This is a genomic window from Bradyrhizobium sp. AZCC 2262 (genome assembly GCF_036924535.1).
Lineage (GTDB): Bacteria > Pseudomonadota > Alphaproteobacteria > Rhizobiales > Xanthobacteraceae > Bradyrhizobium.
Map to the genome: position 1 here is coordinate 8,997,666 of NZ_JAZHRT010000001.1, position 17,441 is coordinate 9,015,106.

18 protein-coding genes and 1 riboswitch are annotated in these 17,441 nt (G+C 62.2%); of the genes, 11 read left to right on the plus strand and 7 right to left on the minus strand.

Translation table 11 applies throughout. From position 1 onward, the window contains the following. Positions 1 to 432 precede the first annotated feature (432 nt). Entirely contained in the window at positions 433 to 1,341 is a 909-nt protein-coding gene (locus tag V1283_RS42275) for a DUF2189 domain-containing protein (protein ID WP_334392499.1), read from the minus strand. Between the two features lie 532 nt (positions 1,342 to 1,873). Between V1283_RS42275 and V1283_RS42280 the strand changes: the two genes are divergently transcribed. From V1283_RS42280 to V1283_RS42315, 8 genes are all read left to right on the plus strand, one after another. Next, positions 1,874 to 2,707: a cytochrome c oxidase subunit II gene (locus V1283_RS42280; protein ID WP_334392501.1), complete on the plus strand. Its 834-nt coding sequence runs from the start codon at positions 1,874 to 1,876 to the stop codon at positions 2,705 to 2,707. A 76-nt stretch (positions 2,708 to 2,783) separates the two neighbouring features. Then, entirely contained in the window at positions 2,784 to 4,559 is a 1,776-nt protein-coding gene (locus V1283_RS42285) for a cbb3-type cytochrome c oxidase subunit I (protein ID WP_334392502.1), read from the plus strand. Then, on the plus strand, positions 4,556 to 5,260 hold the full coding sequence (locus V1283_RS42290; RefSeq protein WP_334392503.1) for a cytochrome c oxidase subunit 3: 705 nt from the start codon (positions 4,556 to 4,558) through the stop codon (positions 5,258 to 5,260). Before V1283_RS42285 ends, V1283_RS42290 begins: the two co-directional genes overlap by 4 nt. Before the next feature lie 112 nt (positions 5,261 to 5,372). Next, complete coding sequence (locus tag V1283_RS42295) at positions 5,373 to 6,095, plus strand: heme-copper oxidase subunit III family protein (protein WP_334392504.1); 723 nt, start codon at positions 5,373 to 5,375, stop codon at positions 6,093 to 6,095. Between the two features lie 9 nt (positions 6,096 to 6,104). After that, positions 6,105 to 6,503 (plus strand): cytochrome C oxidase subunit IV family protein, encoded by a 399-nt coding sequence (locus V1283_RS42300; RefSeq protein WP_334392505.1) that lies wholly within the window; start codon positions 6,105 to 6,107, stop codon positions 6,501 to 6,503. Positions 6,504 to 6,535: 32 nt separating this feature from the next. Further along, complete coding sequence (locus tag V1283_RS42305) at positions 6,536 to 6,829, plus strand: GYD domain-containing protein (protein ID WP_334392506.1); 294 nt, start codon at positions 6,536 to 6,538, stop codon at positions 6,827 to 6,829. A gap of 88 nt (positions 6,830 to 6,917) precedes the next feature. Further along, positions 6,918 to 7,829 carry a heme o synthase gene (locus V1283_RS42310; RefSeq protein ID WP_334392507.1) on the plus strand — a complete coding sequence of 304 codons (912 nt, stop codon included), beginning with the start codon at positions 6,918 to 6,920 and terminating at the stop codon, positions 7,827 to 7,829. A 219-nt stretch (positions 7,830 to 8,048) separates the two neighbouring features. After that, positions 8,049 to 8,273: a hypothetical protein gene (locus V1283_RS42315; RefSeq protein WP_334392508.1), complete on the plus strand. Its 225-nt coding sequence runs from the start codon at positions 8,049 to 8,051 to the stop codon at positions 8,271 to 8,273. Positions 8,274 to 8,513: 240 nt separating this feature from the next. Here the strand turns inward: V1283_RS42315 and V1283_RS42320 are convergent, their stop codons facing one another. The 3 genes from V1283_RS42320 to V1283_RS42330 are packed head-to-tail and all read right to left on the minus strand — an operon-like array spanning position 8,514 to position 11,439. Then, complete coding sequence (locus V1283_RS42320; RefSeq protein WP_334392509.1) at positions 8,514 to 9,455, minus strand: prephenate/arogenate dehydrogenase family protein; 942 nt, start codon at positions 9,453 to 9,455, stop codon at positions 8,514 to 8,516. After that, entirely contained in the window at positions 9,452 to 10,549 is a 1,098-nt protein-coding gene (locus V1283_RS42325; RefSeq protein ID WP_334392510.1) for a pyridoxal phosphate-dependent aminotransferase, read from the minus strand. The genes V1283_RS42320 and V1283_RS42325 overlap by 4 nt, the downstream gene beginning before the upstream one ends. A 29-nt stretch (positions 10,550 to 10,578) precedes the next feature. Beyond that, positions 10,579 to 11,439, minus strand: a complete 861-nt coding sequence (locus V1283_RS42330) for a chorismate mutase (RefSeq protein ID WP_334392511.1) — start codon at positions 11,437 to 11,439, stop codon at positions 10,579 to 10,581. Positions 11,440 to 11,615: 176 nt separating this feature from the next. Beyond that, a riboswitch (SAM riboswitch) is annotated at positions 11,616 to 11,695 on the plus strand. 82 nt (positions 11,696 to 11,777) lie between these two features. Here V1283_RS42330 and metX point away from each other — a divergent pair. After that, the gene (gene metX, locus V1283_RS42335) at positions 11,778 to 12,968 is read left to right on the plus strand and encodes a homoserine O-acetyltransferase MetX (protein WP_334392512.1); all 1,191 of its coding nucleotides are present in this window, start codon (positions 11,778 to 11,780) and stop codon (positions 12,966 to 12,968) included. 9 nt (positions 12,969 to 12,977) lie between these two features. After that, positions 12,978 to 13,646, plus strand: coding sequence for a methionine biosynthesis protein MetW (gene metW / locus V1283_RS42340; RefSeq protein WP_334392513.1), 669 nt, complete (start codon positions 12,978 to 12,980; stop codon positions 13,644 to 13,646). A gap of 20 nt (positions 13,647 to 13,666) precedes the next feature. Here the strand turns inward: metW and V1283_RS42345 are convergent, their stop codons facing one another. Continuing rightward, positions 13,667 to 14,428: an MBL fold metallo-hydrolase gene (locus tag V1283_RS42345; protein ID WP_334392514.1), complete on the minus strand. Its 762-nt coding sequence runs from the start codon at positions 14,426 to 14,428 to the stop codon at positions 13,667 to 13,669. A 74-nt stretch (positions 14,429 to 14,502) separates the two neighbouring features. Continuing rightward, positions 14,503 to 15,258 (minus strand): carbon-nitrogen hydrolase family protein, encoded by a 756-nt coding sequence (locus V1283_RS42350; protein WP_334392515.1) that lies wholly within the window; start codon positions 15,256 to 15,258, stop codon positions 14,503 to 14,505. Between the two features lie 78 nt (positions 15,259 to 15,336). On the opposite strand from V1283_RS42350, the gene ftrA reads away from it, so the two are divergent. Then, complete coding sequence (gene ftrA, locus V1283_RS42355; RefSeq protein WP_334392516.1) at positions 15,337 to 16,341, plus strand: transcriptional regulator FtrA; 1,005 nt, start codon at positions 15,337 to 15,339, stop codon at positions 16,339 to 16,341. Between the two features lie 83 nt (positions 16,342 to 16,424). Here the strand turns inward: ftrA and V1283_RS42360 are convergent, their stop codons facing one another. Next, entirely contained in the window at positions 16,425 to 17,306 is an 882-nt protein-coding gene (locus V1283_RS42360) for an AraC family transcriptional regulator (protein WP_334392517.1), read from the minus strand. Positions 17,307 to 17,441 lie beyond the last annotated feature (135 nt).

Sequence of the window (17,441 nt, forward strand, 5' to 3'; positions counted from 1 at the left end):
CTTGGATGCTTGAGTCCAATTGTATTGTGCGGGGCAGCGACAAATAGGAGGCGAGGATGTTCCTGATGGGACTTGGCGCGCTCCTCGTTATCGGCGGACTCCTGTACATGGCACGCACCGCTATTTGGCGCGGACCGCTTAGTGGCCGCGATTCCTCTCGGCCCGCTCGCGATACGTTGGAGCCGCCACGGCGCAGCTTGCGATTCCTGGGGCTCGGAACGAATTGGCCGGGCCTTTTCCTTATGGCACTCGGTGCGGTTCTGTTGCTATCGGGGGCCGGTCTTTAGGCTCGATCAGCCATCGGCGGACGCTGACGGATCAGTGATAGACGCCTCGCACATGTCAACAGCGCTGCGCCGTCCCAGTTGCTGGGACGGCGCGCACGTAACTGAATCCGGCGATTGCCGGGTAGATCCCTTCAATCATTACGAGCTAGCGCTCGCGGCTCCACGGGAAGAGATTGGCCGGGAAATCCGCCGCGTAGCGGTGTCCTTTCCGCAGGCGAGGTTCTTCCTGTGGCGGGTTGGGATCCGGCTCCACCACTTTCCGGTACAGGTGCCAGGTGGCATGACCGAGCACCGGCAGAACGACGGCAAGACCGACGAAGAGCGGTATCGAACCGATCACCAGCAGCGCCGCGACGATCAGCCCCCACCCGGCCATGGCAACCGGATTCTTCATCACCGCCCGCAGCGACGTCCGGATGGCGTCGATCGCAGTGGCATGCCGGTCGAGCATCAACGGAAACGACACGACGCTGACGCACAGCGCCACCACCGCGAACAGAAAACCAACGCCGCAACCGACGAGGATGAGCGACCAGCCTTCCGGCGTCGTCAGCACGCGCGTTGCAAAATCGGGGATGCTCGCAGCCGGTGCGTGGCCAAAGATTGAGACGTAGATAGCGTTCGCTACGCCGATCCAGGCTCCGAACAGAACGAGCAGGAGCACGCCGAGCTCGACCATGGCGCCGAGAGCCGGGGCGCGCAGCACCTGAAGCGCTTTCGATACGTCGACTTCCTCGCCGCGCTCGCGGCGGCGGCTGAGCTCGTAGAGCCCAATCGCGGCAAAGGGTCCAAGCAAGGCAAACCCGGCGGCCAGCGGGAACAGCAATGGCAGTACCGAATAGCCAAGGACCATCCTGAACAGCGCAATACCAAGAACGGGATAAATCACGCACACGACTACCGCGTGACTTGGCATGGCCTTGAAGTCTTCCCAGCCGAGACGCAACGCCTCGCCCAGGTCGGACAGTTCGATTCTGCGAATGGGATATGTGGCGGCCTCGCCGAATACATGCCGTCCAAACTTTGCGATGCTGTCAGAATACGTGGTGGCCATAGGCGCAACCTCCCGTGCTCGCAGTAGCGGCGGTCAAAACGCCGCAACCCGCGTGTCTCCGCATTGATGTGCGAGAGTCGCGGTCGAGCCGAGTACGGCAAACTCAAGTTCATCGAAGGAGCTTAGCCGGACGAAACTTGTCGCGACCTGCCCAGCAAGTTTAGCGCGATTGGCGTCAAATAGCACTCACGAAAATAGCGCTCACGGCTGGGTGAGTTGTGCACGCTGGAGGTCATTTGGTGCATCGCGTCATCATCGAGCGATTGTGCTGGCACCAGTGTGCTGCATCGCAACGTTCTTTATTGATCTATTGACGCGCGGCGCGACGCGTATCATCTTGATTGTCAGACGCCCGGATCCGATGATTAGCGGTCGTAACGTGTGCTCCGTGCCACGTTTTGATGTCGCGACCGGTCAAATGGGTGAGGCAAGACGCACTGCGATGGCGCATGTGAAGTCAGCCATCGAGACAGATGCGAGCTCCGCCCTCTGATTCCTCTCCGTTGCCTTTAGTGGCAAGAAGGAGCGAGGGATGGCTGTCGCTATCGTACTGCTTCTGGTTGCGGTCGGCTCGGTGCTGTTTCACATCTACAGCCCGTGGTGGTGGACGCCGATCGCCACCAACTGGAGCTACATCGACCACACGATCAGCATCACCTTCTGGATCACCGGCGTGGTGTTCTTCGCGGTGATCGCGTTCATGGCCTATTGCGTCTTCCGCTTCCATCACAAGGAGGGAAGGCAGGCACACTACAATCCTGAGAACAAGAAGCTCGAATCGTGGCTCACCGTTGGGACCGCAATCGGCGTCGCAGCGATGTTGGCGCCCGGCCTGTTTGTCTGGCACCAGTTCGTCACGGTTCCGGCCGACGCCACCGAGATCGAGGTCATGGGCCAGCAGTGGCAATGGAGCTTCCGCCTTCCGGGCAAGGACGGCCGGATGGGTACGACCAATGTCCGCAACATCGGCCCCGACAACCCCATGGGCTTGAATCGCGACGACCCGCACGGGCAAGACGACGTCGTCATCGAAAATGGCGACTTGCACCTCCCGGTCGGGAAGCCGGTCAAGGTTTTGCTGCGCTCCGTCGACGTCCTGCACGATTTCTACGTGCCAGAGTTCCGGGCCAAGATGGATATGGTCCCCGGCATGGTCACCTATTTCTGGATGACGCCGATCCGAACCGGAACGTTTGATGTGCTGTGCGCCGAGCTGTGCGGCGCAGCGCACGCGCAGATGCGAGCCAAGGTTATCGTCGACGAAGAGGGTGCGTATCACGCCTGGCTGGAGAAGCAGCAGACGTTTGCAGAACTGTCACGCCGGAACGCCGTTATGAAGGCGACGTACAAATCCGGCGACAAGTAGAAAGTGCCGTTGCGCAGATAGATCGGGCAAGTGAAACCAACTCACCCCCGATGGAAACGACCGAGGAGGTATTTCTATGGTCGATGTCCCGTATGACGCAATCGCGGACGCTCCGCCTGCAGAAGTGCCGGAGGTTGAGCTCTATCACCCCAAAAGCTGGTGGACGCACTACGTCTTTTCGCAGGACGCCAAAGTCATTGCGATCCAGTACTCGCTGACGGCGTCGGCAATCGGGCTGGTCGCGCTGGTGCTGTCGTGGCTGATGCGCCTGCAACTGGGATTTCCCGGCACATTCTCCTTTATCGATGCAAATCAATATCTCCAGTTCATCACCATGCACGGCATGATCATGGTGATCTACCTGCTCACGGCGTTGTTTCTGGGAGGCTTCGGCAACTACCTTATCCCGCTGATGGTCGGCGCCCGGGACATGGTCTTCCCTTATGTGAACATGCTGAGCTACTGGGTCTACCTGCTCGCAGTTGTCGTGCTGGCGTCGACCTTCTTCGTGCCCGGCGGGCCCACCGGCGCCGGCTGGACGCTGTACCCGCCGCAGGCGATTCTCTCCGGCACCCCCGGGCAGGATTGGGGCATCGTTCTGATGCTGGCGTCGCTGATCCTGTTCATCATCGGCTTCACCATGGGCGGGCTGAACTACGTGGTGACCGTGCTGCAGGCGCGCACGCGCGGCATGACGTTGATGCGTTTGCCCCTGACGGTGTGGGGCATTTTCACGGCTACCGTGATGGCGCTGCTGGCTTTCCCGGCGCTGTTCGTCGCCTCTGTCATGATGCTGTTCGACCGCTTGCTGGGAACCAGCTTCTTCATGCCCGCACTCGTCGAGATGGGCCAGCAGATGAAGTATGGCGGCGGCAGCCCGATCCTGTTCCAGCACCTGTTCTGGTTCTTCGGCCATCCTGAGGTCTACATCGTCGCACTTCCGGCTTTCGGCATCGTTTCCGATCTGATCAGCACGCATGCGCGAAAGAACATCTTCGGCTATCGCATGATGGTCTGGGCTATCGTGGGAATCGGCGCGCTCAGTTTCGTCGTATGGGCGCACCACATGTATGTGAGCGGCATGCACCCGCATTTCGGGTTCTTCTTCGCCACGACGACGCTGATCATCGCGATCCCGACCGCCATCAAGGTCTACAACTGGGTGCTGACCCTGTGGCGCGGCGACATTCATCTCACCGTTCCGATGCTGTTCGCCCTCGGCTTTATCATCACATTCGTGAACGGCGGGCTCACCGGCCTCTTCCTCGGCAACGTCGTCGTGGACGTGCCGCTTTCGGATACCATGTTCGTCGTCGCGCATTTCCACATGGTGATGGGCGTGGCGCCCATCATGGTTGTGCTGGGGGCGATCTATCATTGGTACCCCAAGGTCACCGGGCGGATGCTGGATGACTGGATGGGCAAGTTTCACTTCTGGGTCACGTTCCTCGGTGCCTATCTGATCTTCTTCCCCATGCATTATCTCGGGCTGCAGGGAGTTCCGCGGCGATATCATGACCTTGGCGAAGCGGCGTTCATCACGCCGAACGTCCATACGCTCAATGCCTTCATCACCGTCATGGCCTTGATCGTGGGCTTCGCCCAGATGGTGTTCCTGTTCAATCTTGTCTGGAGCCTGTTCAGGGGCAGACCTTCAGGCGGCAATCCATGGCGGGCGACGACACTGGAGTGGCAGACGCCGGAGACCCCGCCGGGGCACGGCAACTGGGGCAAGGAGCTCCCTGTGGTCTATCGCTGGGCGTATGACTACAGCGTGCCAGGTGCCGCGCAGGACTTCATTCCGCAGAACCAGCCACCGGCGACACGAGCTGCTCAGGGAGCTGCTCCGTGAGCGCCATCGTCCTGTTCATGGCTGTGATAGCGGTCATCGTCGGATGGTGGCTCTCGCATCAACGGCTGACAGCCAAACCCTGGCTGGAAGAAGGTTCGATCGACGACTTCCCGGGCACGGGAGCAATGACCTTGCCGGCAGCGAAGATCGGACTGGGAGTGTTCCTCGCCGTCGCCACCTCGTTGTTCGCACTCTTCATCAGCGCCTACTCCATGCGCATGAACATGGCGGACTGGCGGGCAATGCCCGTGCCGGCGCTGCTGTGGTTCAACACCGGCGTCCTGGTCCTGAGCAGTGTCGCGCTGCAATGGGCATACGTGGCCGCGCGCCGGGACGACATGGACGGTGTAATCATCGGCCTGTGCGCAGGGGCAGCATCCGCCGTTACATTCCTGGTGGGGCAATTGCTGGCGTGGCAACAGCTGAGGGCCGCGGGCTATTTCGTGACGTCCAATCCGGCCAATTCCTTCTTCTACATGATCACCGCGGCGCACGGGCTGCACCTGATGGGCGGCCTGGTGGCCCTCGAGAGGACGACTGCCAAAGTGTGGCGTGGCGCCGAGATGGCCCAGGTGCGCCTGAGCGTGGAGCTCTGCACGATCTACTGGCACTTCCTGCTGTTGGTCTGGCTCGTCTTGCTTGGTCTGCTGACGGGCTGGACGGACGATTTCGTCGACATCTGTCGGCGGTTGCTCACCTAGAGCCTTTTCCGTTCCGATGAAATCGGAACGGGGCTCTGGATTTTTGATTTGACGCGTTTTCTTGATGCGAACCGGTGTCCACTTCGCTGGAAAACGCTCTGGGAGAGACCAGATGGCAGAGACTGCGCTGACTCACCTTGGAGAATCGCCTGCGCGAGCTGCCGGCTGGCAGGGCATTGCTGACGACTGGTCCTCGGATCAGCGCGCATTCAAGAATGTCTCCTGGGGGAAGGCCATGATGTGGATCTTCCTCCTCAGCGACACCTTCATCTTCAGTTGTTTCCTGCTCTCCTACATGACCGCGCGAATGTCCACGACGGTGCCGTGGCCCAACCCGAGCGAAGTCTTCGCCCTCAATATCGGGGGCAAGCACATCCCGCTCATCCTGATCGCCATCATGACCTTCATCCTGATCAGCAGCAGCGGGACGATGGCGATGGCCGTCAATTTCGGCTACCGCCGTGATCGCGCCAAGACGGCAGTGTTGATGCTGGTCACAGCGGCATTTGGCGCAACCTTCGTCGGAATGCAGGCCTTCGAATGGACCAAGCTGATCATGGAGGGCGTCCGGCCCTGGGCCAACCCCTGGGGCGCGGAACAGTTTGGTTCAAGCTTCTTCATGATCACCGGATTCCACGGCACCCACGTGACGATCGGCGTGATTTTCCTGATCGCGATCGCGCGAAAGGTCTGGCGGGGCGACTTCGACGTCGAAAGGCGCGGTTTCTTCACGAGCAGGAAAGGCCATTACGAGAACGTCGAAATCATGGGCCTGTACTGGCACTTCGTCGATCTCGTGTGGGTTTTCATCTTTGCCTTCTTTTATCTTTGGTGAGGTCGGCGCATGACAAGCACAGCAGTAATAGACGGACAACAACCTTCGCTACGCACTCACGCGCATGACACAGTCGCGGCAGGAACCACGCACGTAAAGGGGCAGCAGCACCCGATCAAGCTCTATCTCGTGGTCTGGGGATGGTTGTTCGTCCTCAGCACCTGCTCCTATCTCGTCGACTACTTTGGCCTCCATGGCTATCTCAGATGGTCGCTGATCTTGCTGTTCATGGTGTTGAAGGCCGGCCTGATCGTCGCCGTCTTCATGCACATGGCCTGGGAGCGGTTGGCGCTGGCCTATGCCATCCTGCTGCCGCCAGTGGCGGTGCTGATCTTCGTGGCCATCATGGTGTTCGAATCCGAGTACACGCACCTCATCCGGGCCCTGTTCTTCGCGTCGCCGACCTAGATACTGCCGCCTCGCATCAGAAGGAGGAGGTCATGACCACATACGTCATGCTCGCAAATTGGACCGACCAGGGCATCCAGAAGGTAAAGGACTCGCCCGGTCGTCTGGATACGGCAAAGAAAGCGCTCAAGGAGATGGGCGGCGAGTTCAAACTCTTTTTCCTCACCATGGGCGACTACGACATGGTCGCGATCTATGAAGCTCCTGATGATGCCGTCGCGGCGCGTTTTAATCTGCAGCTGGGCATGCTGGGGAACATCCGGACACGCACGCTGAAAGCGTTTCCTGAAGCCGCCTATCGGGAAGTCATTAGCTCGCTGGGCTAGTCGGCAGAAGGTGGGGGTAGTCCCCGGAAGCAAGCTCGCAAGGTCCATTAGATGCCGCCTGTCGCGGGCAAGAGGAGGCATTGATCTCATGCAAATCAATCGTTCAATTCTCGTTCGCGCGAGCTATGCCAGCATTGGGGACTATGTCGCGCTGACGAAACCGCGCGTTATGTCGCTGGTCGTCTTTACCGCACTGGTCGGTCTCATGGTCGCACCGGGCGACATCGATCCCTTCGCCGGTGTCGTTGCTCTTTTTTGCATAGCCGCCGGAGCTGGCGCCGCAGGTGCGCTCAACATGTGGTACGACGCCGACATCGACGCGTTGATGGCGCGCACTGCCACGCGTCCAATTCCCGGCGGCCGTGTATCGCGCTCGGAAGCACTGGTTTTCGGACTGATGCTTGGCACGTGCGCCGTTCTAAGCCTCGGCGCTTTCCTGAACATGGCCGCGGCTGCGCTGCTTGCTTTCACAATTTTCTTCTATGTCGTCGTCTACACGATGTGGCTCAAGCGCCGAACACCGCAAAATATCGTCATTGGCGGTGCGGCTGGTGCACTCCCTCCTGTCATCGGCTGGGTCGCGGCCGCAGGGAATGTCGGGCTCGAACCGCTCATCCTGTTCCTGATCATCTTCCTTTGGACACCACCCCATTTCTGGGCGCTGTCGCTCAATCTTGCCGGAGAATATGCTCGCGCCGGGGTGCCGATGTTGCCGGTCGTAGCCGGCCGGGCCGAAACAAAGCGCCAGATTCTTCTCTATAGCGTTCTTCTGGCTGCTGTCTCCCTGCTGCCCTGGGCAGCGGGGTTCGCGGGGGCGATCTATGGCGCGGCTGCGGCGATGCTTGGAGCGATCATGATTTTTCTCTCATGGCAGGTACGTCGGAGCAATGACAAGGAAAGGCAGCCTGCGCGTCGCCTGTTCGTGTTTTCCATGCTCTATCTGGCCCTGCTTTTTGGTGTGCTGTTGATGGATGCTGTACCCTACGTGCAGCCTCTCTAGTCTAGAGCGAAGTCCAACGCTTCGTTTCCCGGGCAGCGATGGGTATCGCTTCGCTCCACCCATCCTACGTGCTCATGCGATCAAACTCGGTGTGCGTGCGTTCAAATCCGGATCGCCGAAGCGTGATCGGCCGATCCAGCTTTGCCGGGAATGTAGTCGCAGCTACGCCGCTCTTGCTCTCTGACGACCCTTGAAGGGTCGATATTGAGGAGAAGCAAGATGATCAGAATCCCGTTTTTTGGCGCCGTCGTGGCGTTTTCCGCACTGGTCGGGTCGCCCGCGTCGGCGCAGCACATGATAGACGAGCCTGGGATGTATGCATTCTACCATCCCAATGGCGACCTCGGCATCGGATCGGCGCGATCGCCGATCGACGCTCAGGCGATGGCGCCGCGACTCGTGATGCGACATCCGATCGCGCGGCTCATGAAATCGCGGAAATAGTTTCGTAGCCCGGATGAGCGTAGCGATATCCGGGACTTCTCCAACACCGCCCCGGATATCGCTTCGCTCATCCGGGCTACAAGGATGTTTTGAATCTCGCCGTCGTCCCGGCCAAGCGAAGCGCGAGCCGGGACCCATACGCTGCGGCGGGTGTTGTGTTTCGAGATGGTGGCCGGCTTTCTTTCAAAAAATCGCCGACGGTGGTTATGGGTCCCTGCTTTCGCAGGGACGACGATAGAATCACTCCGCCTTCTTCCCCAACGGCGGATGCGGCCGGCCGAAATCCGGCGCGGCCGAATCCTGGCCGATCTCGACGATGCCGCGGCGGATGGCACGGGTGCGGGTAAAATGCTCGAACAGCGCTTCGCCGTCATTGCGGCGGATCGCGCGGGTGAGTTTTGAGAGATCCTCATTGAAGGTGCCAAGCATTTCCAGCACGGCTTCCTTGTTGTTGAGGAACACGTCACGCCACATCGTCGGGTCGGAAGCCGCGATGCGGGTGAAATCGCGAAAGCCGCCGGCGGAGAATTTTATCACTTCCGACGACGTCACCTGCGCCAGCTCGTCCGCCGTGCCGACGATGGTGTAGGCGATCAGATGCGGCAGGTGGCTTGTGATCGCCAGCACCAGATCATGATGGTCGGGCGTCATGATCTCGACCTTGGCTCCCATGCCGGCCCAGAACGCGCGCAACGTTTCGACCGCCATGGGATCGGCGCCGTCGGGTGGCGTGAGGATGCACCAGCGGTTGATGAAGAGTTCGGCGAAACCCGAGTCGGGTCCGGAGTGTTCGGTGCCCGCCACCGGATGGGCCGGAACGAAATGGACGCTCGCCGGCAGATGCGGCGCCATCTCACGGACGATGGCGCCCTTGACCGAGCCGACGTCGGAGACGATCGCGCCCGCCTTGAGGAAGGGCGCGATCTCCTGCGCCACCGGCCCGCAGGCGCCGACCGGGATGCAGAGGATCACGAGGTCGGCGTCCTGGACGGCTTCCGCGTTGGTTTCCAGCACGCGGTCGACGATACCCAACTCCAACACCCTCGCGCGCGTCTTTTCGGAGCGCGCGGTGGTGACGATTTCGCTGGCGAGCCCCTGGGCCCGCGCCGCGCGCGCGATCGAGCCGCCGATCAGGCCGAAGCCGATCAGCGCGACGCGCCGGAAAATCGGCGTCCCGTTCATTTCGCCGCCATGAAGTCGCGCAGGCCGTCGACGACGAGGCGATTGGCCTCCTCGGTGCCGATGGTCATGCGCAGGGCGTGGGGGAGTCCGTAATTGTTCAGCGCCCGCAGCACCAGGCCACGTCTGGTGAGGAACGCGTCCGCCTCAATCGAGGTCTTGCCCTTGTCGAGCGGGAAATGGATCAGCACAAAATTCGCGACACTCGGCGTCACCTTCAGCCCGAGTTTTGTCACCTCTTCGGTGATCCAGTTGCGCCACTGCTCGGTGAACGCCTTCGACATCTGGACATGCGCGGTGTCCTCGATCGCGGCCACCGCCGCCAGCATCGCCGGCGTCGAGACGTTGAAAGGCCCACGAATCCGGTTGACCGCGTCGATGATGCTGGCAGGACCGAACATCCAGCCGATCCGCAAAGCCGCCAGCCCGTGAATCTTGGAGAAGGTATGCGTCATGACGGTGTTTTCGGTGGTCGCCACCAGTTCGAGCCCGAGTTCGTAATCGTTGCGCGACACATAGTCGGCATAGGCGGCGTCCAGCACCAGCAGTACACGCAGCGGTAATCCCGCGCGCAGCCGCTTGACCTCGTCGAACGGGACATAAGTCCCGGTCGGGTTGTTTGGATTGGCCAGCCACACCAACTTGGTCTTCGGCGTCACGCGCGCGAGAATGGCATCGACGTCGGCGGTGAAGTCGGTCTCGGGCGCGACGACGTTTTTGGCGCCGTTCGCCATCGTGGCGATCGGGTAGACCAGAAAACCGTGGGCGGTGGAGATCGCCTCGTCGCCGTGGCTGAGATAGGTGTGCGCCAAGAGATTGAGGATTTCGTCCGAGCCGGCGCCGCAGATGATGCGGTTGGGATCGAGCCCGTAGGCGCGGCCGATCGCCTCGCGCAGCACCCGCGAAGTGCCTTCCGGATAGTCCTCCAGATGCGCCGCCGCGGCCTTGTAGACTTCGATCGCCTTCGGCGACGGCCCGAACGGGGTCTCGTTGGCGGACAGCTTGAACACCTTGCGGCCCGGCTCCGGCACCGGCGTCTTGCCGGGCGTGTAGGGCGCAATATCGAGAATGCCGGGATTCGGCACGGGGCGGTTCATCTTCAACTCCGGAATTTCGGGCGGGCCGTTTAAACCTTGGTCGACCCGTTCGGGGGCACCGTATAGCGCGTTGCGTGGCTGCCGACGAGGGCCGACGAGCGCACCGAGGCACCGGCCTGGATCAGGGCGGATTTGATCTTCTCGAAACCGGTGCCGGCATCCGACACCAAGAGCGCCGCGCCGTCGAAGGCGGTGTCGGGCACGGCGACGATTTCGGCGAGCGGCGCCAGCGCGCGGGCGATATCGGCGTTCCAGCCGGCGACGCGCACGCTCCACAACTGGACCTCCGTCACCATGGCGTCGTCGGCGACCCGGGAGATCACGAACACCGGCAGTGCCGCCGGATGATCGGCGCGTTCGAGGAACGGCAGCCGGGCAGTGATCTTCGGTGCACCGCTGGCCTCCAGCGCGAGCCACCATGGCGTGCGGCTCGAGGTCGCCGACACCAGCGCCAGATCGCCCTTCGATTTCGCCACCGCCTCGACCGCCGCCTGCGCGCTGAAATGGCCCACATAAGGCACGACGAAGCCGAAATGAAATCGCGCCGAATCCCGCATCGCAGGCTCGCCGACCGAGACGTCCGCATGCACCGAGAATGGCGCCTGGACGTATGTGAAGGTCGAGATGATGACGCGCCAGATGCTCTCGATGGTGTCGAGCGGCAGGATGCCGCGATGACGCCGGACGAGTTCGCGCATCATGCTGGCCTCGCGCGCCGGGCGGAACGCGGAGCCGACTTCTTGCGTCTGCTTCACCTGGATCAGCCGGTCGATGATGTCGCCGCGCGCCATCAGGAGGCGATGGACCTGTTCGTCGATCGCATCGATTTCCTTGCGCAGTTCCTGCAGCGAGGGCGGGGCCGGGGGTGCCTTGAACGGTGCCTTGGACATCGGAAAAAACCTTGGTGCCGGAACAGCCCGATGCGGCCGGCAGACAGTCGCATTGATTAGGAAAGACGGGCGCTGAAAGCAAAGAGAAACGTCACGGGGGAGCCCTGCACGATCCGATTAACCATCTGTCCGGCCCCCCGCCTGCCTTGACGAAATGCCTGGGCGGGACTAGCTTTGTTCCATTCCGTGGTCATTTGAGCCGGCCGGCTTGCAGCCACGTTAAACAACTCGCTAAACAGGCCGGGGACAGAGTTGATCCCGGCCGAACCTTTGTTCAGGCCGGGTTTTTTATGGCCTGATTCTGTCTGTAGAGCCTCCGCAAGGAGGTCGGTGCCGAAATGACAAACGTGCATTCGATACCCAGTCCGTCGATTCACAGCGAGGATCGCGCCCATGAGGCCGATCATCCGACCTCGCCTGTGGCGAAGTTCGGCATGGACCAGCCGCTGAAGCTCGATTGCGGCATCGATCTCGCGCCGTTCCAGATCGCCTATCAGACCTATGGCGAACTGAACGCCGATCGCTCCAACGCCATACTGATCTGCCACGCGCTGACCCTCGATCAGCATGTCGCCAATGTGCATCCCCTGACCGGCAAGGCCGGCTGGTGGGAAATCATGGTCGGTCCCGGCCGTCCGCTCGATACCGACAGATACTTCATCATTTGTGCGAATGTGATCGGCGGCTGCATGGGATCGACCGGTCCGGCCTCGACCAATCCGGCCACCGGCAAGGCCTGGGGGCTGGATTTTCCGCTCATCACCATCCCCGACATGGTCCGCGCGCAGGCCATGTTGCTCGATCGGCTCGGGATCGAAACATTGTTCTGCGTGATCGGCGGATCGATGGGCGGCATGCAGGTGCTGCAATGGACCGCCGCCTATCCGCAGCGCGTGTTCTCGGCGCTGCCGGTCGCCTGCTCGACACGCCATTCGGCGCAGAACATCGCGTTTCATGAACTCGGCCGGCAGGCCGTGATGGCCGATCCGGACTGGCATCATGGGCGCTATTTCGAACGCAGCACCCATCCGCATCGCGGGCTGGCCGTGGCGCGGATGGCCGGACACATCACCTATCTCTCCGACGCCGCGCTGCATCGCAAGTTCGGTCGCCGGATGCAGGACCGCGATCTGCCGACCTTCTCGTTCGACGCGGATTTCCAGGTCGAAAGCTATCTGCGCTATCAAGGCTCGTCCTTTGTCGAACGCTTCGACGCCAACAGCTATCTCTATCTGACGCGAGCGATGGATTATTTCGATATCGCCGCCGACCACGATGGCGTGCTGGCGCAGGCGTTTCGCGGCATCAAGACCCGCTTCTGCGTGGTGTCGTTCACTTCGGACTGGCTGTTTCCGACCTCTGAATCGCGGGCGCTGGTGCATGCGCTGAACGCGTCCAGCGCGCGGGTGTCGTTCGCCGAGATCGAGACCGATCGTGGTCATGATGCCTTCCTGCTCGACGTTCCCGAGTTCTTCGACATTTCCCGCGCCTTCCTGCAATCGGCAGGCAAGGCGCGCGGATTGGGTTAGGTGGCTGACATGGCGCTTCAGGAACAGGCCTTGCCGCTCGGCGGCGTAGCGCCCGATCGCACGGGTAACTATCGCACCGATCATCTTCTCGTCGCGGAAATGATTCCGCACGCCTCAAAAGTGCTCGACGTCGGCTGCGGCGATGGCGAGTTGCTGCAACTGCTGGAAACCCGTGGCATCGACGGCCGCGGCATCGAGCTGTCGCGCGAGGGCGTCAACCGCTGCGTCGCCAAGGGGCTCGCGGTGGTGCAGGGCGACGCCGACACCGACCTCGTCAATTATCCTGATGATGCGTTTGATTACGTGATCCTGTCGCAGACGCTGCAGGCGACGCGGCAGCCGAAGGTCGTGCTGGAAAATCTGCTGCGCATCGGCCGGCGCGCGGTCGTCTCATTCCCGAATTTCGGCTTCTGGAAGATGCGGCTGCAGCTATTGGTCGGCGGGCACATGCCGCGCACCGAAAACCTGCCCGCCACCTGGTACGACACGCCGAACATCCACTTCTGCACCATCAAGGATTTCGTGCAGCTCTGCGACGAGATCAACGTCAAGATGGAGCGCGCCGTCGCGCTCGATCTCTACGGCCGCCCGGTGCCGCTGAACCTGCCCTGGTGGGTCTGGAACATGTTCGGCGAGCAGGGCGTGTTTTTGCTGAGCCGGGGTGGGGCAGGGAAGTAACGCTTTCCCCGGCCACACGTTCAAGCCTGTCTCGATGCCAACTGCAGGGTCTCTCCATCCAGCGGTATCAGCAGTTGCTGCGGCGATACGCCCTGCTCGATCGAATACCGCCTCAGTTCGTCGCGCGAGACGGTGGCGTGGTCGAGCGATTCCATGTGGGTGGCGATCACCACGGCGTCAGGCGCCAGCCGGCAGGTCGCGACGGCCTCTGCGGCATCCATCGTGATGAGATCGCCGTCCCATCGTGCCCCGCAGGGATGGATGATGATGATCTCGGGCTTAGTGCCCGTGATGATGGCTTCGACGGCCGGATAGAGCACGGTGTCGCCGGCCCAGTAGACCGCCGGTTCGTTCTTTGCCGTGATGCTGAAACCCATCACCGGTCCCATTTTCTTCACCACCGGTCCCAGGCCATGACTGCCCTCGCGGCGCTGCAGGCGAATGCCGTTCCAATCGATGATTTTGGCAAGAGGCATGACGTCGCTGAATCCGTACGACCGGATCTTGTCCTCGTCTCCCGGCTGGCAGATCATCGGAAGATGTTTTGGCACCAGGGATTGCGCCACCGGATCGAAATGGTCGGCATGCAGATGCGAGACGACGACGAGTTCGACGCCATCGAGGATTTCTTCCGGGCTTGCCGGCAGTTCGACCAGCGGGTTGGGCGCGCGCCCAGTAAAGGACGGGCGCGATCCCTTTGGGGCAAAGAATGGATCGATCAGGACGATCCGGCCGCGTATCTCCAGCTTCAGCGTGGCGTTGCGCAATAGCCGCAGTTTCATCGTCCTGCCCTCTCAATAATGATCATCCGCAATAAAAAATATTCCCGCGCGGCAGCCTCGAAATCTGAGGCCGCTCAATCCCTGACGTTGCGCGGATAGGTCAGTCGCGCGCTCTCAACCAAAGCGAGATCGATCTCGAGACTGACGATCGGCGTACTCACGTTGGTGCGCGCGAGGATGTCGCCATCGGGCGCCACGATCCAGCTGCCGCCCGCAAGCCTCGCGCCACGGCGGTTGGCCGTCGCCACGAACGCACCCGCGGCGATGGCCGTCATTCGCGAAGCTACTTCCCAGCGCGGATGGCCGCCGGTCGCACGCGGCGCGGCAATCACCTGAACCCCCGACTGCCCCAGACCGCGCGCGGCCGTGCTCACCATGAGTTCGGTGCATACCAGTTCGCTATAGCAGAGTGCGCCATCGCGCACCGGTTCGGCGTACTGCGAACCGCGGTCGAACCAGGTTTCTTCCCAGCCGCCTTCTTGCTGCGGCAGCAGCGCCTTGGCCCGGCCGCGAACCAGGCCGCGCTCCGGCGTCCATAGAAACGTCTCGTTCCATCGCTTTGCACCTTCAGCGATGGCGCGCGTCCCCACGATGCGCTTCGCAGCGATGGGCCGCAGGTGCTCCTCGAGCGTCGCATGCGTCGCGGCGGCCTGGCGCCAGACCGCTTCATCGAAAGTGGGGCTGGTCCAGAAGCTGTCGACGCCGGCGAGCTCGGGGAGGACGAGCAGATCGACCGGAGACTTCTCGAACTCGCCGGCAAGCCGCTGCCACATCCCGGCGGCCAGGTCGGCCCGGTCGGGGAATTCGCAGGTCGCAATCAGAAAAGTCATGCTCGCCTCCTTGGGGGCGAACGTGAACCGCGCGACGCCATCTTGCCAGTGGCACGAATGCCGTATATCGTGAAGATCATGCCAAGCAGGATCATGCCAGGTCTGCCGGGGAAATCCCGCAGGGAAGGCGCGCAACGCGTCGTCGCGGTGCTGGCCTATGACGGCGTCAGCGCCTTCGAGCTCGGCCTGACGTTGGAGGTGTTCGGTCTCTCGACGATGGGCCCGGACTGGTATCGCGTCGTCGTGTGCTCCGAGCGGCCAGGACAGCCGCTGGCGGCCAACAACGGCCTCAAGGTCATAGCCGACGCCGGATTGGGGGCATTGGCCCGCGCGGATACGATCATCGTGCCGGGATCGCGCGACATCGTGGAGTCGCCGTCAGCCGCGATGCTCGACGCGCTGCGGCGTGCGCACCGGCGCGGCGCGCGCGTGGCCTCGATCTGCGCGGGAGCCTTCATCCTTGCCGCCGCCGGCCTGCTCGACGGCCGGCGCGCCACCACGCACTGGGCGCATACCGAAGAGCTTTCACGGCGGTATCCGCGCGTGCAGGTCGATGCCAATGTGCTCTATGTCGACGACGGCGATATCATGACTTCGGCCGGCCGCGCGGCGGGGCTCGACCTCTGCCTGCATATCGTGCGGAGCGATCACGGCACGGAGATCGCAAATCATGTGGCGCGGCGCCTGGTCATCGCGCCACATCGCGAAGGTGGTCAGGCGCAATACATCCGGCAACCGGTCCCCCCGATCCAAGGCGATGCTCTCGCCGCCATATTCACCTGGGCGCAGCGCCATCTCGATCGCGATCTGACGATCTCGAGCCTTGCCGCCAAGGCGCGAATGAGCCGGCGCACCTTCATCCGCCGTTTTGAGGATGCAACCGGGATGTCGCCCGGTGAATGGGTGGTGCAGACGCGCGTCGCGAAGGCGCGCGAGTTGCTGGAAGCAACGCGGATCCCGATCGAAGGCGTCGCGACCGAGACCGGTTTTGGCTCCGCCGACGCCATGCGGCATCATTTCAGGCTGCGGCTTGGCACCAGCCCGGCGCACTACCGGGCTGCCTTCCGCGCGCCGGCCAACTAGGCCGTGAATCGGGAGCGACCGAGGGGGGACAGCAGCCTGACCGTTTCTTGCGATCGGAAGGGACAGGCCGCCGTCAGAGGGCGCTATTTCAGCGGCAGAAAAACTTCCGCGACCGCCTCATGCTCCGGCACCTCCGGGAAGAAGCTCACCCGCTGGCAATAGATCGGGAAGTCGCGTGCTTCTTCGCCGCTGGCCGGAAGCCAGTCGCGATAAAGGTATAGCGCGGCGGGCTCCAGATTGTCGGTGTTGCCGACGACGCGCAGCACCGCGCAGCGTCCGCCAGGGATCTCGCCGGCTTTGATCCGCTCGCCGTTCGCCTCGATCGGTTGGTCGGTCCCGACACAAAGGTCCACGCTATAGTCGGCAGGCGACGCAGGACGCCGCTCGGAACGCCAGACATTGAAGGTCGGACTTGTCTTGGGGTGCAGGCCAGCGGCCGTGCGCCACGCGATGAACCGCTGGATGGTGGCGCCGAGCGTCGCCGGATCGCCCCGATGCTCTATGATCGCCACCGGCGTTGGGGGCACATCGCGGATCATCACGTCGTCGTTGGTAAAAGTCTTCTGCATGAGCTTGCTCCTCGCGTTGTCGAGAGGCCCGAAGGCCGCAAGCCGCGGCTCCCAGTCGGGAGACTTCCGGAACGACGAAGGCGATTGCCCGAACCGTTGCCGAAAGGCGCGGGCGAAGGCATCGGGTGCATCGTAACCGGCATCCATCGCTATGTCCGTGACGCTTTGGGCGTCCCTGTAGGCCAGCCGGTGCGAAGCGCGCTTCATACGGGCAAGCTGGACATAGCGATGCACGGACAACTCGAAGGTCGCCGTAAACTGCCGGTGGAAATGAAATTTGGAGAATGCCGCAACGCGGCTCACCGTTTCCAAATCCAGATCACCGTCCAGATGCTGGTCTATGTAGTCCAACACCCGCTGCATCCGGGTATGGTAGTTTTGAAGCGCCGCCTTCATCGTCCCTTCCTCCGTGGCGGCACCAGTTAGTCGCCGATAGCCGTAACGTGCTCGACCGATCTTGCGGTTTTGGGGCGGATCAACCGGAACCCCACGACCGCTTGCAGGCGAGCATCGGCATTCGCGGAATGCGGC

What these genes read in the sequence shown, in the direction of transcription:
- V1283_RS42305 (WP_334392506.1), top strand. Translation starts at nt 6,536, where the DNA reads ATGACCACATACGTCATGCTCGCAAATTGGACCGACCAGGGCATCCAG.
- V1283_RS42330 (WP_334392511.1), bottom strand. Translation starts at nt 11,439, where the DNA reads ATGTCCAAGGCACCGTTCAAGGCACCCCCGGCCCCGCCCTCGCTGCAG.
- V1283_RS42300 (WP_334392505.1), top strand. Translation starts at nt 6,105, where the DNA reads ATGACAAGCACAGCAGTAATAGACGGACAACAACCTTCGCTACGCACT.
- metW (WP_334392513.1), top strand. Translation starts at nt 12,978, where the DNA reads ATGGCGCTTCAGGAACAGGCCTTGCCGCTCGGCGGCGTAGCGCCCGAT.
- V1283_RS42320 (WP_334392509.1), bottom strand. Translation starts at nt 9,455, where the DNA reads ATGAACGGGACGCCGATTTTCCGGCGCGTCGCGCTGATCGGCTTCGGC.
- ftrA (WP_334392516.1), top strand. Translation starts at nt 15,337, where the DNA reads ATGCCAAGCAGGATCATGCCAGGTCTGCCGGGGAAATCCCGCAGGGAA.
- V1283_RS42350 (WP_334392515.1), bottom strand. Translation starts at nt 15,258, where the DNA reads ATGACTTTTCTGATTGCGACCTGCGAATTCCCCGACCGGGCCGACCTG.
- V1283_RS42310 (WP_334392507.1), top strand. Translation starts at nt 6,918, where the DNA reads ATGCAAATCAATCGTTCAATTCTCGTTCGCGCGAGCTATGCCAGCATT.
- V1283_RS42325 (WP_334392510.1), bottom strand. Translation starts at nt 10,549, where the DNA reads ATGAACCGCCCCGTGCCGAATCCCGGCATTCTCGATATTGCGCCCTAC.
- V1283_RS42345 (WP_334392514.1), bottom strand. Translation starts at nt 14,428, where the DNA reads ATGAAACTGCGGCTATTGCGCAACGCCACGCTGAAGCTGGAGATACGC.
- V1283_RS42315 (WP_334392508.1), top strand. Translation starts at nt 8,049, where the DNA reads ATGATCAGAATCCCGTTTTTTGGCGCCGTCGTGGCGTTTTCCGCACTG.
- V1283_RS42280 (WP_334392501.1), top strand. Translation starts at nt 1,874, where the DNA reads ATGGCTGTCGCTATCGTACTGCTTCTGGTTGCGGTCGGCTCGGTGCTG.
- metX (WP_334392512.1), top strand. Translation starts at nt 11,778, where the DNA reads ATGACAAACGTGCATTCGATACCCAGTCCGTCGATTCACAGCGAGGAT.
- V1283_RS42285 (WP_334392502.1), top strand. Translation starts at nt 2,784, where the DNA reads ATGGTCGATGTCCCGTATGACGCAATCGCGGACGCTCCGCCTGCAGAA.
- V1283_RS42275 (WP_334392499.1), bottom strand. Translation starts at nt 1,341, where the DNA reads ATGGCCACCACGTATTCTGACAGCATCGCAAAGTTTGGACGGCATGTA.
- V1283_RS42295 (WP_334392504.1), top strand. Translation starts at nt 5,373, where the DNA reads ATGGCAGAGACTGCGCTGACTCACCTTGGAGAATCGCCTGCGCGAGCT.
- V1283_RS42360 (WP_334392517.1), bottom strand. Translation starts at nt 17,306, where the DNA reads ATGAAGGCGGCGCTTCAAAACTACCATACCCGGATGCAGCGGGTGTTG.